Below are 14,179 nucleotides of genomic sequence, written 5' to 3'. Positions count from 1 at the left end.
ACGGTCCGGTGACCAGGAGCGGAGGCAGGCCGGTGGTGTGCGTGCTCGGGGCGTCCGGATACCTGGGGTCCGTCCTCACGGCGCTTCTCGCGGACCTGCCGGTCCGGCTGCGCGCGGTGGCCCGCCGGCGCAGCCCGGTCCCGGAGCGGGCCGGCGCCGACGTCGAGGTGCGGACCGCGGATCTCACCGACACCGCGTGTCTCGGCGACGCGGTGTCGGACGCGGACGCGGTCCTCCACCTGGCCAAGCACAGCGGCGGTTGGCGCGACGCCGAGCGGCACCCGGACAGCGAGCGGGTCAACGTCGGGGTGATGCGCGACCTCGTGGAGGCCCTCCGGCGGCGGCCTGCGGCGGGGGCGCCTCCGCTGGTCGTGTTCGCCGCCACGACCTCCCAGGTCGGCCTCCCGCCGGAGCACCCGCTGGACGGCGGCGAGCCCGACCGCCCCGAGACCGCCTACGACCGGCAGAAGCTCACCGCGGAGCGGGTCCTGAAGGCCGCCACGGTGGAGGGCGTGCTGCGCGGGGTGAGCCTGCGGCTGCCGACCGTCTTCGGGCAGAGCCGGCTGTCGCCCGTCCCCGATCAGGGCGTGGTGTCCCTGATGGTCCGCCGGGCGCTGGCCGCCGAGCCGCTGACCATGTGGCACGACGGCACGGTCGAACGCGACCTGGTGTACGTCGAGGACGCGGCCGAGGCGTTCGTGGCCGCGCTGCGGCGTCCGGACGCCCTCGCCGGACGCCACTGGCTGGTGGGCACCGGCCGCCGCGACGCGCTGGGGGCGGTCTTCCGGACCGTGGCGGAGTCGGTAGCCGCGCACACCGGGAGGCCGGCGGTGCCGGTGCTGTCGGTACCGCCGCGCGCCGACGCGCCGATCATCGACTTCCTGAGCGTGGCGATCGACCCCGGACCCTTCCGGCGCGCTTCGGGATGGAGTGCGCGTACGCGGCTGCGAGACGCCGTGGACCGCACCGTGGCCGCCTTGCTCGACCAGGGCGGAGCTCCAGGGAGGGAGCCCAGTGTACGGACGTGACGTTGCCGAAATCCACGACGACCTCAACAGCGCCCGGGGCAAGGACTACCGGGCGGAGACCGAGTTCCTCACCGAAGTGATCCGCGGCCGGCGGCCGGGAGCGGGCTCCCTGCTCGACGTCGGATGCGGGGCCGGCGGGCACCTCGTGCACTTCGCCGAGTTCGTCGATCGGGTCGAGGGGGTCGAACTGTCCGAGGACATGCTCGCCGCGGCACGGGCCAAGCTGCCGGACGTGCCGCTGCACCAGGGCGACATGCGGTCCTTCGACCTCGGCCGCCGGTTCGACGCCGTCGTCTGCCTCTTCGGGGCGATCGGCCATACCCGGAGCGTCGGCGAACTGCGCGGAACGCTGGAATGCTTCGCGCGCCATCTCGCCGACGGGGGAGTGGTCGTGGTCGAGCCCTGGTGGTTCCTGGAGAAGTTCATCGACGGATACGTCTCCGATGACGTCGTCAAGTCCGGGACGCGGTCCATCGCGAGGATGTCGCACACGGTGCGCTCCGGGGACGCCTCGACCATGGACGTGCATTTCCTGGTCGCCGACGCGCGGACCGGGGTGCGGCATTTCTCGGAGACGTACGAGCACAGGCTGTTCACTCGCGCTCAGTACGAATCCGCCTTCGCTGAGGCCGGTCTTGAGGCCGAGTACGTCGAGGGCGTCCAGGGCGGCCGCGGGATCTTCGTCGGTGTGGCGGCCAAGGAGCGATCGTGACCATTCGAGTATGGGATTACCTGGCCGAATACGAGAAGGAGCACCACGACATCCTCGACGCGGTGCGGACGGTGTTCGGCTCCGGACGGCTCGTGCTGGGCCCGAGCGTGCGCGGCTTCGAGGAGGAGTTCGCCGCCTACCACGGCATCGCGCACTGCGTCGGGGTGGACAACGGCACGAACGCGATCAAGCTCGGCCTGCAGGCGCTGGGCATCGGCCCCGGGGACGAGGTGATCACCGTGTCGAACACGGCCGCGCCGACGGTCGTCGCGATCGACGCGGTCGGCGCCCGGCCGGTCTTCGTCGACGTGCGCGCGGAGGACCACCTGATGGACACCGCGCAGGTGGAGGCGGCCATCACCGACCGGACGCGCTGCCTGCTGCCGGTCCACCTGTACGGGCAGTGCGTCGACATGCGGCCCTTGCGGGCCCTCGCGGACGAGCACGACCTGGTGATCCTCGAGGACTGCGCCCAGGCGCACGGGGCGCGCCACCACGGCATGCCGGCCGGCACGATGGGCGACGCCGCGGCGTTCTCCTTCTACCCGACCAAGGTCCTGGGGGCCTACGGTGACGGCGGCGCGGTGATCACCGCGAGCGGCGAGGTGGCGCGGAAGCTGCGGAGGCTGCGGTACTACGGCATGGAGGACCGCTACTACGTCGTCGAGACGCCGGGGCACAACAGCCGCCTCGACGAGTTGTACGCGGAGATCCTGCGCCGCAAGCTCGGCCGCCTCGACGCGTACATCGCCGGCCGGCGCGACGTGGCGCGGCGGTACGCGGAGGGTCTGCGGGACACCGGCCTGAAGCTCCCGCAGGTGGTCGAGGGCAATGAGCACGTGTACTACGTCTACGTCGTCCGGCATCCGCGCCGCGACGACATCCTCGAACGGCTGCGCGGCTACGACATCGAGCTCAACATCAGCTACCCCTGGCCCGTGCACACCATGACGGGCTTCTCGCATCTGGGCTACCGGAACGGCTCGCTTCCGGTCACTGAGGAACTGGCGGGCCAGATCTTCTCGCTGCCCATGTATCCCGCGCTCTCGATCGAGCTTCAGGAGAAGACGATCAACGCGCTCTGCGAAGTCCTCAGCACGCTGTGAGCGTCCCGAATGCAAGGAGATCCAGGTGAAGGTGGCGGAGCTTGCGGTCGAGGGCGCACTCGTCTTCACTCCCGATGTGTTCCCCGACCATCGCGGGCTGTTCGTATCCCCGTACCAGAGACACGCGTTCGCCCAGGCCCGCGGCGGCCCGTTCCCCCCTGTCGCGCAGACCAATCACAGCAGGTCCCGGCGGGGTGTGGTCAGGGGAGTCCACTACACGGTCACTCCTCCCGGCACGGCGAAGTACGTCTACTGCGCGGCCGGCGAGGCGATCGACATCGTCGTCGACATCAGGGTGGGCTCACCGACCTTCGGCAAGTGGGACTCGGTCCTGGTGAACCCGCGGGAGTTCCGCGCGGTCTATTTCCCGGTCGGCGTCGGCCATGCCTTCGTCTCCCTCGCCGACGACACCGTGATGTCGTACATGCTCACCGAGCCCTACGCGGCCGAATACGAGAAGGCCGTGTCCGCCTTCGACGCGGAGTTGGGGCTGCCGATCCCCGACGAGCCGATCACGTCCGAACGGGACCAGGCCGCCCCGCGGCTGGCCGAGGCGGCCGCGGCGGGCCTGCTGCCGGACTACCACCGGTGCCGGGACATCGAGCGGCGCCTGGTCGAGCAGCTCGGCTGAAAGGACGCACCGCATGCCATCCGCGATCCGCATGGGAGTCCTGGGCTGCGCGAGCATCGCGCTCCGCCGGGTCCTGCCGGCGATGAAAGAGGCCGAGGGCATCGAGCTGACGGCGGTCGCGAGCCGCGACCCGGCCAAGGCGCGCGAGGTCGCCGGGCGCTTCGGCTGCGGCGCGGCCGGCGGGTACGGGGAACTGCTGGACCGGCCGGACGTCGACGCGGTGTACATCCCGCTGCCGACCGGCCTGCACGCGGACTGGGCGAGCCGCGCCCTGTCGGCCGGCAAGCACGTCCTCGCGGAGAAGCCGCTCACCGGTGACCACGCCACCGCCCTCGGCCTCGTGGACCAGGCCAGGAAGGCCGGGCTGCTGCTGATGGAGAACTACATGTTCCTCCATCACAGCCAGCACGAGACGGTGCGCAAGCTCATCGCGGACGGCCGGATCGGCGAGCTCCGCGTGTTCAGCGCGAGCTTCGGCATCCCGCCGCTGGACGCGGCCGACTGGCGCTACCGGCCCGAGCTGGGCGGCGGCGCCCTGCTGGACGTGGGCGTCTACCCGATCCGCGCGGCCTCCCATTTCCTCGGCGCCGAGCTGGACGTCGTCGGCTCGGTGCTGCGGACCGACCCGGCCCGGGGCGTCGACCTGGCCGGCCACGCCCTGCTGTGCACCCCGTCGGGCGTCACCGTCGAGCTGTCCTTCGGCTTCGAGCACTCCTACCGGTCCTGCTACTCGCTGTGGGGCGATCGCGCCCGGCTCACGCTGGAGCGGGCCTTCACCCCGCCGCCGAGCCGGCGGCCCGTGGTCCGCATCGAGTCCCAGGACCGGACGGAGGAGCTGACCCTCCCGGCAGACCACCAGTTCAAGAACATCGCCGAGTCCTTCGCCCGCTCGATCCTGCGGGGCGCGGACTACGCGGCCCAGGCGGAGGCGATCGTCCACCAGACCCGGCTGGTCGACATGGTGCGTTCGAGCGCGAGGGGAGCCACCGCCTGAATCCCGGCCGCCGGCGCGGTTCGGGAGCAGGCGGTGCGCCCGTCGGCGGGCTCCGCGGCCTAGGCCCTCGCGAGGGCCTCCAGCGTGCGGACGACCTCGTCGGGGGTCGGCAGCGCGGCGATCTCCTCGGCGAGGACCCGGGCCCGCTCGGCGTACCGGGGGGTGGTGAGGATCTCCCGGCAGCCCGCGGCGATCACCTCGGCCGGGTCCCGGCCGGGCTCCTCCCGCGGCAGGACGACCAGGGCGCCGCCGAAGCCGGCGATGTCCCGACCGACGACCTTCGCGTAGCCGACCTCGGGCGTGATCAGCTGCGGGACGCCGGCGTTCATGAAGGTCATCGCGGTGGCCGCGCCGCCGTGATGCACGACCAGATCGCAGGTGGGGGCCACCACGTCCAGCGGCATCCAGCCGATGCGGACGTCGCCCGGCCCGGCGCCGAACTCCGCGGCGCCCCCGTCGGGTGCCGCGATGATCACCTCGGCCCCCTCCCGGGTCAGCCGGTCCACCAGCTGCCGCAGGGAGCCGCCCGCGGTACGGAGCAGCGGGATGCGCGAGCCCGAGGTGATCAGGACGCGGCGGCGGCCCTCGGGGCGGGTGTACATCCAGGGTTCGAGGCGGACCTGGCGATTGCGCGGGATCCAGCGCATCGGCTGCGCCCCGGCGGCGGGCGACGGCCGCAGGCACGGCGGGCAGACGTCGATGAACATGTCGTGCTCCGGCGGCCCGGCCAGGCCCATGCGTGCCAGCAGGGCCGGCAGCCCCTCCTCGGCCCGCAACGGGGAGATGCCCCAGTAGGACCGCACGTAGGGGACCTTGAGATGGGCGGCGACCAGCCCCGGGACATAGGACAGGCCGCCGACGACCACATCGGCCGGCCAGTCCTCCGCCAGGTCCAGCAGCGCGTCCAGCCGGGCGGCGGTCATCCCCGGAGGGGGCGTGGCGACCGCGGGGATCCCGATGGCCGCCGCGGTGTCCACCAGCGGCTCTTCGGCGGTCATCAGGACGTCGTGTCCCGCGTTCCGCGCCGCCGTCGCGAGAGGGGCCATGCCGAAGACGACCGCTGCGCTGCCACCGGCGGTGAACAAGAATCTCATGGCGATTCGCCTGCTTCCGTTGGACGGCGGAGGTGATGACCGGGCCGAGTGCTCGACCTGAAGTGTTCCGAACCCGCCTCGTACCGCGGTTGAGGGCGGCTGGTGCACAGGTCTCCCAGCCCCTTCCAGCAGGGCTCCACCGGGGATCCGCCGTTCTCGACAACGCTGTGGTCCATGAGAATTCTCGTCACCGGCGGAGCCGGATTCGTCGGCTCGCATTACGTGCGCAGCGTCCTCGGCGGCCTCTATCCGGGCTATGAGGACGCCACGATCACCGTCCTCGACAAGCTCACCTACGCGGGCAGTGCGGCCAACCTTCCGCTCGACGACCGGCGGCTCACCTTCGTCAAGGAGGACATCTGCGACAGCGACCTGCTGTTCGATCTGCTGCCCGGCCACGACGCGGTCGTCCACTTCGCGGCCGAGAGCCATGTGGACCGGTCGCTGCTCAACGCCTCGCCGTTCACCATCACCAACGTCCTCGGCACCCACCGCCTCCTGGAGTGCTGCCTGCAGCGGGGCATCGAACGGATCGTGCAGATCTCGACCGACGAGGTCTACGGCACCGTCGCCGAGGGGTCGTGGACCGAGGACGACCCGCTGCTCCCGAACTCCCCCTACGCGGCCTCGAAGGCGTCGGCCGACCTGCTCGCCCGCGCCTACCACCGCTCCCACCGGCTGCCGGTCGTGATCACTCGCTGCTCGAACAACTACGGGCCGTACCAGCACATCGAGAAGGTGATCCCGCGCTTCGTCACCAGCCTGCTCAGTGGACGGCAGGTCCCGCTCTACGGCGACGGCCGCAACGTGCGCGAATGGCTGCACGTCGCCGACCACTGCCGGGGGGTCCAGCTGGCCTTGGAGAAGGGGCGCGAGGGCGAGATCTACCATCTCGGCGGCGGCGTCGAGCTCACCAACCGGGAGCTCACCGCCCTGCTCCTGGAGCAGTGCGGCGCCGACTGGGATGCGGTGCGCTTCGTCACCGACCGGAAGGGGCATGACCGCCGCTACTCCCTCGACGACGGCAGGGCCCGCCGCGAGCTGGGCTACACCCCGCGGGTGCCCTTCGAGCAGGGCCTCGCCGAGGTCGTGTCCTGGTACGACCGCAATCGCGACTGGTGGGCCGAGGACTTCGCGCGGTACGACACCGCGGCGCTGCCGGCGTAGCGGCGGACGCCCCGCGCGGGGGGCCGCGCGGGCGCGTCCGGCCGCGGGTCCAGCCGCACGCCGGTCAGCGCGCCCGCTGCACGAACTCCCTGATCGACGCGATGACGTAGTCGATCATCTCGTCGGTGATCGCCGGGTAGACGCCGACCCAGAACGTCTGCTCCGTGACGAGCTCGCTGTTGGCCAGGTCCCCGGCCACCCGGTGCCGGGTTCCGATGTAGGCCGGATGGCGGGTGAGGTTCCCGGCGAAGAGGCGCCGCGTCCCGATCTTGCGGTCCTCCAGGAAGGCGACCAGTTCGGCCCGGCTGAACGGGGCCTCCGGGCTCACCGTGAGCACGAACCCGAACCAGCTCGGGTCGCTGCGCGGCGTCGGCTCGGGCAGGACCAGGTGCGGCAGGCCCTCCAGCCCCTCGCGCAACCGCCGCCAGTTCCGCCGCCGGCGGGCGCCGAACTCCGCCAGCTTGGCGAGCTGGCTGAGGCCGAGGGCGGCCTGGAGGTCGGTCGTCTTCAGGTTGTAGCCGACGTGCGAGAAGATGTACTTGTGGTCGTATCCGGCCGGGAGCGTGCCCATCTGGTAGTCGAACCGCTTCAGGCACTTGTTGCTCTCGCCCGGCGCGCACCAGCAGTCGCGTCCCCAGTCCCGCAGCGACTCCACGATCCTGGCGAGCGAGAGCCTGGAGGTCAGCACGCAGCCGGCCTCGCCCATGGTCAGGTGGTGCGCGGGATAGAAGCTGACCGTGGCGAGGTCGCCGAAGGTGCCGGTGAGCCTGCCGTCGTACATCGTGCCCACGGCGTCGCAGTTGTCCTCGATGAGGAACAGCTCGTGCTCGGCGGCCAGCTGCGCGATCTCGGTCGCCTGGAACGGATTGCCCAGCGCGTGCGCGATCATGACCGCCCGGGTGCGCGGCCCGATGGCCGCGGCCACCCGCTCGACGGTCGTGTTGTACGTCGGCAGCTCGATGTCGACGAAGACCGGCACCAGGCCGTTCTGCAAGATCGGGTTCACCGTGGTGGGGAATCCCGCGGCCACCGTGATCACCTCGTCGCCGGGCCGCAGCCGGCGGTCCTGGAGCAGCGGTGAGGTCAGCGCCGACATCGCCAGCAGGTTGGCCGACGACCCCGAGTTGCACAGCAGCGCCTTGCGCCGCCGCATGGCGCGCGCGAAGGCCGACTCGAACTTCTGCGCGCTGCGCGCCGTCGCGATCCGCATGTCGAGCGCGGCCTCGACCAGGGCGGCCCGGTCGTCCTCGTCCAGGACGGCGCCGGACGGCCAGATCTCGGTCTCCCCGGGAACGAAGGCCTGGTCGGCCCCGGTCTGCCGGTGGTACTTGCGCGCCTCTTCCAGTGCCAGTGCCTTGTGGTCGGTCATGGTCACGTCCCGGCCCGGCTGCCGATCGGCACGGCCGCCGTCTCATGGGGAGTGGGCACCTGGCACCTCCGGTCTCGTCGTAGGACCGAACTTAGGAGCCCCCGGTGGAGCCCGGCTCGCAGTGCCCTCGTGCCGCCGGCGAGGCCGCCCCCGGCCGCCCGGCCGCGTCCTCGGGCATCCGCCCCGGTCACCGGGGCCGCCGCCGGCCGCGCCACGGCCGCCGTCCGCGGGCCGCCGCGGGTCGGTCGGTGTACGCCCAGCCGGTCCAGTCCTCGATGTCGACGGCCAGCACCGGGCCGCCGTCCTCCAGGTACGCGGCACCGGCGAACTGCCGGTACTTGCGGTCCAGCAGGCCGGCCGCACGCGTGCGCTCGGGGCCTCCACCGACCACCCGGCCGGTGCCGCGCAGCCGCACCCACCACGCCTTCAGCCAGTCGTCGTCGTAGAAGTCGGCCAGGACCGTGACCCGCGGGTCGTGCTCCAGATGGCTCAGCCGCTTGGCCGGGCGCGGCCGCACCTCCGACGGCCGGTCCGTCGGCGAGTAGAAGACGTCGCCGTCGACCGCGAAGATGACCGGCACCACGTGGGCGCGCCCGAGTTCGTCGATCGTGGCCAGCCGGACCACGTGCTCATGCTCGATCCGGCTTCGCATCTCGTCCTGTCCTAGGATCATCACCGCTCCTCGTCATGGGGTCGGGACAGCTGGTGTCAGGGCTGGTCGACGTACCGCCTGCCGGGCACCGCCGGGCCCTGGAGGCCGTCGGCGCGGCGGCTCAGCCGGACGAGCAGGACGAACGCCGCGCCGAGGACCGCGAGCCCCACCGTCGCCAGGCCGGAGAGCCGGATCGCGTCCACCGGGCCGAGCCCGGTGACCAGCAGCCCGCCCAGCCCCGCGCCCAGCGGACTCGCCGTCACCAGGACCGCGCTGCGGAACGCGCTGAGGCTCACGAGTTCGTCGACCGGCGCCTTCCGCTGCAGCAAGGTGATCGACACCGGGCCGTACGGGGCGTAGACCAGCCCGCCGAAGCCGAAGCCCGCGATCGCGGCGGTCAGCGTCCCGAACCCGGCGAGCGCGTACATCGCCAGCCCCCAGCCGGCGACGATGGCCAGCGCGGTCGGCCAGAGCGGCAGCTGCCGCAGCGTCCCGGTGACCAGCGCGCCGATGACCGCTCCGACGCCGAAGGCGCCCCAGATCCAGCCCAGCAGGGCGGGCTGTCCGCCGAGCCGTTCGGCCACGAACACCGGGACGGCCACCTCGATCGGCCCGTAGAGCAGGTTGAACACGAAGCTCAGCACCAGCAGGCCGAGGAGACCGGGATGGCGGACGAGGGTCCGCCCGGTCCGCCGCAGCGGGATCGGCGGCCGGCGGCCGGCCGTCCCCTCGCCGCGCAGCCGCGCCGCCATGAGGGCGAGGTACAGGTAGCTGGCCGCGTCGAAGGCCAGGACCGTCGCCGGCCCGGACGCGGAGGCCACCAGCCCGGCCAGCGGCGGTCCGGCGATGAAGGACAGCTGCTCCTGGCCGCCCACCAGCGAGTGCCCGGCCAGCCGGTCCGACCGCGGCAGGGTCTCGGCGACGAAGGTCTGCCGGCCGGCGATTCCCCAGGCGTGCAGCAGCGACGACACCGCGAGCAGCGCGATGAAGACCGCGACGTCCAGCAGCCGCAGCCAGTGCAGCACGGGGATGACCGTGAACACGCCCGCGCGCAGCAGCGAGTCCAGAAGGATCAGGGCCCTGCTGCTCCGCGAGCTCAGCCAGCGTCCCAGCGAGAACGACCCCACCGCCGCGGGGAGGCTGTAGGCCGCGACGGCCATCCCGACCACGGCCGCCCGGTCGCCCGGCCCGGCCAGCTGAAGGGCCAGCCAGGCCACGCCGACCATGCTCATTCCGTCGCCGAGGAAGGAGATCAGGAAGCCGGGCTGCATCCGGCGGAACTCGCGGTCGGCGAGGCAGCGCGCGTACGCGGCGGGAAGCCACCCGCGGCGCGACCGCCCGCCGGCCATCAGCCGGTGACCTCGGCCTCGCTCACCGCGCAGCGGAAACCGATCTCCGGGCTCCTGGCGACCAGCGGCCTGCCGGCCCTGCCGACGGCGGTGAGCAGCGCGGGCGGCGAGCTCCACGCCCCGCCGCGGACGCAGACCTCGGCCGACCACTCGCCCCACAGGTCGCCGGGCTCCATGGTCCCGAAGCGCGGCTCGAGCGGCAGGCCGTCGAGGAACCGGGTGGAGGTCCATTCCCAGACGTTGCCGCACATGTCGCGCACGCCGAACGGGGATTCGTCGCCCGGACGGCGACCCACCGGTGCGGTCAGCGCGGGCAGCGTGTCGGCCCGCAGATCCTGGAGCCGCCGCAGCCACTCCGCGCGGTCCATGTCGCCGCCGTCGCCCGCGGCCACCGCGTGCAGGCCGTGCACCCGGTCGGCGTGGAACTCCTCGCCCCACGGGTAGCGGCGGTGGTCGTCGCCGCGCGCTGCCCGTTCCCATTCGTCCTCGGTGGGCAGCCGCTTGCCGCACCAGGCGGCGTAGGCCACCGCGTCGTACCAGCCGACCCCGGTGGCGGGGTGGTCTCCCGCGCAGCGCGGGTCGTCCGCGGTGGACCGGGTGTGGTCGGCGTCCCTCGGCTCGTCGGGGTGGCACCACAGATGGCCGTGCTCGCCGACGTCGGCGGCAAAGGCGTCGTAGTCGTCGTTGGTGACCGGGTGGACGTCCAGGTAGAACCCCGCCACGGCGGTCTCCGCCACCGCGGGAGCGGCGGGGGTCCCCCAGGTCGGCCGCTGGTCGGGGTGGAGGCCCCGGATCAGCCGTCCGGCCGGTACATGCCGCATCCCGCTCACGGAGAGCCTGCTGGGCATCCGGTCGGCGGACAGCGGGACGGGCAGGTCGGCCAGCACCGCGCCGGCCAGTCCGGTGTCGGCGAGGAGCCTGCGCGCCGCGGCCAGGGCGTGCGCGTCGGCCACCGTCACGCAGCCGTCCAGGCCCGAGGCGACGAGCTCCGGCGACCTGCCGAACGAGTCCAGCAGGGCCCGCAGGGCCGGCGCGCCGGCCGCGGCGGCCAGGGCGGCCGCCCGCACGGTCTCGTCGGGGTCGCCCAGCGTCCAGCCGGTCGCCTCGGCCGACAGTTCCGGGCTGAGCCGGGCCGCCGCCGCCTGCGCCCGCCGGCGCACCTCGGGGACGGCGTGCAGCAGGCCGACCGCCAGGCATTCATCGCGCAGCCCCGGGTCGGTCAGCAGTTCCAGCCGGCCCAGGTAGTCATCGAGCAGGGTGTCCCGCACCGCGGCCGGTCCCTCGGCCCAGTAGGCCATGCGCAGGACCTCGACCGGGATCTCGTGCCCCGGATGCGCGTTCGTCGTGCCGGTCATGGCGTGCCCGCCTCCGTCTCGATGAACAGATCCGCGAAGTCCTCGCCGGCCCGGTGGGTGTAGGTCGTCCCGGCCGCCGGCCTCCGGCCCGCCGCGTAGTACAGGTACAGCGTCGCCCGGCTGGTCCCGTCCAGCACCGGGCCGGAGTGATGGAAGATGTTGTTGGTGTGGCAGACGACGTCTCCCGCATCGACCACGACCGGCAGGCCGAGGGGCTCCAGGCGGCGCGCCGGGAATCGGTGCGAGCCGGGGGCGACGACGAGGCAGCCGTTCTGCTTGGTGGCCGCGTCCAGGTAGATCCCCACGTTCACCAACGGGGCGACCGGGTGGTCGTGCGGGAAGTCGAGGTGCCAGTCCAGCGCGTTGTAGGAGGAGCGTTTCCGCCGTTTCATCTGCCACACGGCGCCGTCGATCGAGTCCTCGAACCGCCATGCCGGCCTGCCCAGCAGCCCGGGACCGAGCGCGTCCAGGCCCCGCCGTTCCACCAGTTCCCGGGTCCGCGGGGAGTAGAGGGTGAAGTAGGGCAGCCGGTGCAGGCTCGCCTTCCCGTTCTCGTCGTAGGACGGGTCCAGGACTCTGTCGCGGTGCTGGGCGGGGATGTCGCCGGCGAGCGTCCGGGCCTCCAGGCGTTCGGCGTCGGCCTTGACGACCCGCACGTCGTCCGGGTCCAGCACGCCGCCGTAGACCAGGAACCCGTGGCGTTCGTAGAAGGCGCGCTGCTCGTCCGTGACCGCCCCGGTGAACGTGAACCTCGGCAGGCGCTGCGGGACGTTCATCGGATCACCCCTCGGAACCCGATCTCGTTGTGCCGGTCGGTGAACAGGTCCTTGCCCCGGAAGAACGTCGTCAGCTCCTCCGCCATCGAGGTCCACGCCCCGCCCCGGATGACGACGGCGGACTCCTCTGCCGTGGCCCATTCCGGACGGGGCCTGCCCGAGATCATCGGCACCATTCGCTCACGGGTGAAGTAGTTGGTGTCCGTCCATTCCCAGCAGTTTCCGACCATGTCGGCGACCCCGTAGCAGCTGACGTTCCCGGGATGGGAACCGACCGGGACCGTGGTGACCTCGGGAGTGGTGTCGTCGAAGGTGCAGAGCGTATCCCGCCACTCCTCCAGGCTGCCCGGAGTACCGAAGACCGCACCGAACCACCGCACCGCGTCGGGGTCGAACTCGTCACCCCACGGGTAATGCCCGCCGTTCTCGCCGCGGGCGGCTTTCTCCCATTCCAGTTCCGTCGGCAGGCGCTTGCCGTGGTGGGCCAGGAAGGCGTACGCGTCGTACCAGTCGACGCCGACGGCGGGGTGGTCGGGACCGAACCGGGGGTCCGCGGCCAGCCCGCGCCGATGGTCCTTGTCCGGGATCTCATCGGGGTGGCACAGCAGGTGTTCGGCCGCCGCCGGGCTTTCGGCCCACTCGTCGTACTCGCGGTTGGTCACCGGGTACCGGTCGATCAGGAAATCGGGGAGATGGCGGGTCCGCCTCGGCACGGCGTCATCGACGTCATAGAGGGGATGAACGATGTCGTCCATGCCGATGCCGACGATGAAGTCGGACCCCGGGATGAGCACCATGCCCTCAGGGACCGGACGCGGCAGGTTCTCCGGGTCGTAGTCCCAGAACTCGCCGAGCCGGGCCTCCCGGGGCAGCCGTCCGGTACGGGCGTAGTCCCGCTCGGGTTCCAGCCTGGCCGCGCGGTCAGGGGCCCCCAGGATCTCCGCCATGGCCCTGCCGACGACGGCCGCGCCGATGCCGACCGGCTTGATGCTCCGGAACAGCGCGCTGTCGGCCGGGCCGGTGATGTGCTCCAGTTCTTCGAAGGCTTCCCCGATCCGGTTGCGCCCGGCCGCCCGCGCGGCGGCGAAGCAGACGAAGTCCTCGTCGTCGCCGAGCAGCCAGACGACGAGTTCGCGGGCCGCGGGATGGGTGGCCAGAAACGGCTCGACCGCCTCCAGGATCGTCCGCCTGACCCCCGCGTTGGGATGGGTCGCCGCCAGCGCGCAGATCTCCTCGATCGCGCGGGGGTGCCGGAGTTCTCCGATCGACCGGTGTATCTCGGCGTGCTCGGCGTCCGTCAGCGGGTCACGCGGCTTCTCCCATAATTCGGCGGCGAAGAATCGATCCGCCAGGTTCCCCAGGGCCTCTGCATCACAATGGAAACGCTCGACACTCCAGCGGTGCATTCAGTTCACCTCGCCTCGGCGTGGACCTGTGAAGGGCGCAATGCCCTCCACAGGCCCACGCGTCGATCACTATCAGGCAGTCCACTTGAAGTGCCTGCCAGCCGGACGGACGGCACCTGCGCGCGCGGCGCGCAGCGCGTTCCACTTACGGACGGCCTTCATAGATCACACCCCCTCCCCTAAGCGTCGGGACGGATATCCCATCCTCATCCGCCCGACCCAGGGGCGCGCCTTCTGGATTGCGGAACTTCACGGGAGACACCCACGCTTTACGACGAACACGGGCCCCGGTAAAGATGAACGGAAAGCGCTCACCACCGCGCGGTTGGTCTGCCGACGGGCAAGACGATCACAGGAAGGCCCAGAGCACTCAGAACCGGCCCCACCAGGACACGCGGCACCCCGCGAGGACGCTACTCGGAAGAGAAGGGCGTGAGCACCCCAGGGACGCCACGACGTCCAACCGACCGACTGTCAACGACGAACGCCGGAAACCCGCATCGGGGGAGGGAGGAGCCCAGACGCCACATGGGGGGCCTG

13 protein-coding genes are annotated in these 14,179 nt (G+C 72.1%); 6 read left to right on the top strand and 7 right to left on the bottom strand.

Annotation, left to right across the window (positions count from 1 at the left end; all coding sequences use genetic code 11):
• Positions 1–8 precede the first annotated feature (8 nt).
• Genes E1284_RS03090 through E1284_RS03070 form a run of 5 tightly spaced genes read left to right on the top strand, consistent with a single transcriptional unit; the run spans position 9 to position 4,471 of the window.
• Positions 9–1,028 carry an SDR family oxidoreductase gene (locus E1284_RS03090; RefSeq protein WP_131936809.1) on the top strand — a complete coding sequence of 340 codons (1,020 nt, stop codon included), beginning with the start codon at positions 9–11 and terminating at the stop codon, positions 1,026–1,028.
• Complete coding sequence (locus tag E1284_RS03085; RefSeq protein ID WP_131936807.1) at positions 1,015–1,740, top strand: class I SAM-dependent methyltransferase; 726 nt, start codon at positions 1,015–1,017, stop codon at positions 1,738–1,740. The genes E1284_RS03090 and E1284_RS03085 overlap by 14 nt, the downstream gene beginning before the upstream one ends.
• Positions 1,737–2,846 (top strand): DegT/DnrJ/EryC1/StrS family aminotransferase, encoded by a 1,110-nt coding sequence (locus E1284_RS03080; protein WP_131936805.1) that lies wholly within the window; start codon positions 1,737–1,739, stop codon positions 2,844–2,846. Before E1284_RS03085 ends, E1284_RS03080 begins: the two co-directional genes overlap by 4 nt.
• 25 nt (positions 2,847–2,871) lie before the next feature.
• A complete protein-coding gene (locus E1284_RS03075; protein WP_131936803.1) occupies positions 2,872–3,477 on the top strand; it encodes a dTDP-4-dehydrorhamnose 3,5-epimerase family protein in 606 nt (201 codons plus the stop codon).
• Positions 3,478–3,490: 13 nt separating this feature from the next.
• Positions 3,491–4,471, top strand: coding sequence for a Gfo/Idh/MocA family protein (locus E1284_RS03070; RefSeq protein WP_131936801.1), 981 nt, complete (start codon positions 3,491–3,493; stop codon positions 4,469–4,471).
• A 59-nt stretch (positions 4,472–4,530) separates the two neighbouring features.
• On the opposite strand, the gene E1284_RS03065 is transcribed toward E1284_RS03070, so the two are convergent.
• The gene (locus tag E1284_RS03065; RefSeq protein ID WP_207923526.1) at positions 4,531–5,565 is read right to left on the bottom strand and encodes a nucleotide disphospho-sugar-binding domain-containing protein; all 1,035 of its coding nucleotides are present in this window, start codon (positions 5,563–5,565) and stop codon (positions 4,531–4,533) included.
• A 174-nt stretch (positions 5,566–5,739) separates the two neighbouring features.
• Here E1284_RS03065 and rfbB point away from each other — a divergent pair, with 174 nt between their 5' ends.
• Positions 5,740–6,732, top strand: coding sequence for a dTDP-glucose 4,6-dehydratase (gene rfbB, locus E1284_RS03060; RefSeq protein WP_131936799.1), 993 nt, complete (start codon positions 5,740–5,742; stop codon positions 6,730–6,732).
• A 64-nt stretch (positions 6,733–6,796) separates the two neighbouring features.
• On the opposite strand, the gene rfbH is transcribed toward rfbB, so the two are convergent.
• From rfbH to E1284_RS03030, 6 genes are all read right to left on the bottom strand, one after another.
• Positions 6,797–8,101: a lipopolysaccharide biosynthesis protein RfbH gene (rfbH, locus tag E1284_RS03055; protein WP_131936797.1), complete on the bottom strand. Its 1,305-nt coding sequence runs from the start codon at positions 8,099–8,101 to the stop codon at positions 6,797–6,799.
• 187 nt (positions 8,102–8,288) lie between these two features.
• Entirely contained in the window at positions 8,289–8,774 is a 486-nt protein-coding gene (locus E1284_RS03050; protein WP_131936795.1) for a pyridoxamine 5'-phosphate oxidase family protein, read from the bottom strand.
• Positions 8,775–8,809: 35 nt separating this feature from the next.
• The gene (locus tag E1284_RS03045; RefSeq protein ID WP_131936793.1) at positions 8,810–10,102 is read right to left on the bottom strand and encodes an MFS transporter; all 1,293 of its coding nucleotides are present in this window, start codon (positions 10,100–10,102) and stop codon (positions 8,810–8,812) included.
• A complete protein-coding gene (locus E1284_RS03040) occupies positions 10,102–11,457 on the bottom strand; it encodes a formylglycine-generating enzyme family protein (protein ID WP_131936791.1) in 1,356 nt (451 codons plus the stop codon). The genes E1284_RS03045 and E1284_RS03040 overlap by 1 nt, the downstream gene beginning before the upstream one ends.
• Positions 11,454–12,233 (bottom strand): phytanoyl-CoA dioxygenase family protein, encoded by a 780-nt coding sequence (locus E1284_RS03035; RefSeq protein WP_131936789.1) that lies wholly within the window; start codon positions 12,231–12,233, stop codon positions 11,454–11,456. Before E1284_RS03035 ends, E1284_RS03040 begins: the two co-directional genes overlap by 4 nt.
• Positions 12,230–13,639, bottom strand: a complete 1,410-nt coding sequence (locus E1284_RS03030) for a formylglycine-generating enzyme family protein (RefSeq protein ID WP_131936787.1) — start codon at positions 13,637–13,639, stop codon at positions 12,230–12,232. The genes E1284_RS03035 and E1284_RS03030 overlap by 4 nt, the downstream gene beginning before the upstream one ends.
• Positions 13,640–14,179: the final 540 nt, after the last annotated feature.

The sequence above is a fragment of the Actinomadura bangladeshensis genome, assembly GCF_004348335.1.
Lineage (GTDB): Bacteria > Actinomycetota > Actinomycetes > Streptosporangiales > Streptosporangiaceae > Spirillospora > Spirillospora bangladeshensis.
Note: the sequence above shows the minus strand (reverse complement) of the source record. Positions and strands in the feature narration are given on the sequence as shown.

Bases quoted from the DNA above. Each gene is read 5' to 3' on its own strand.
- rfbH (WP_131936797.1), bottom strand. From the start codon at position 8,101: ATGACCGACCACAAGGCACTGGCACTGGAAGAGGCGCGCAAGTACCAC.
- E1284_RS03050 (WP_131936795.1), bottom strand. From the start codon at position 8,774: ATGATCCTAGGACAGGACGAGATGCGAAGCCGGATCGAGCATGAGCAC.
- E1284_RS03040 (WP_131936791.1), bottom strand. From the start codon at position 11,457: ATGACCGGCACGACGAACGCGCATCCGGGGCACGAGATCCCGGTCGAG.
- E1284_RS03030 (WP_131936787.1), bottom strand. From the start codon at position 13,639: ATGCACCGCTGGAGTGTCGAGCGTTTCCATTGTGATGCAGAGGCCCTG.
- E1284_RS03035 (WP_131936789.1), bottom strand. From the start codon at position 12,233: ATGAACGTCCCGCAGCGCCTGCCGAGGTTCACGTTCACCGGGGCGGTC.
- E1284_RS03065 (WP_207923526.1), bottom strand. From the start codon at position 5,565: ATGAGATTCTTGTTCACCGCCGGTGGCAGCGCAGCGGTCGTCTTCGGC.
- E1284_RS03070 (WP_131936801.1), top strand. From the start codon at position 3,491: ATGCCATCCGCGATCCGCATGGGAGTCCTGGGCTGCGCGAGCATCGCG.
- rfbB (WP_131936799.1), top strand. From the start codon at position 5,740: ATGAGAATTCTCGTCACCGGCGGAGCCGGATTCGTCGGCTCGCATTAC.
- E1284_RS03045 (WP_131936793.1), bottom strand. From the start codon at position 10,102: ATGGCCGGCGGGCGGTCGCGCCGCGGGTGGCTTCCCGCCGCGTACGCG.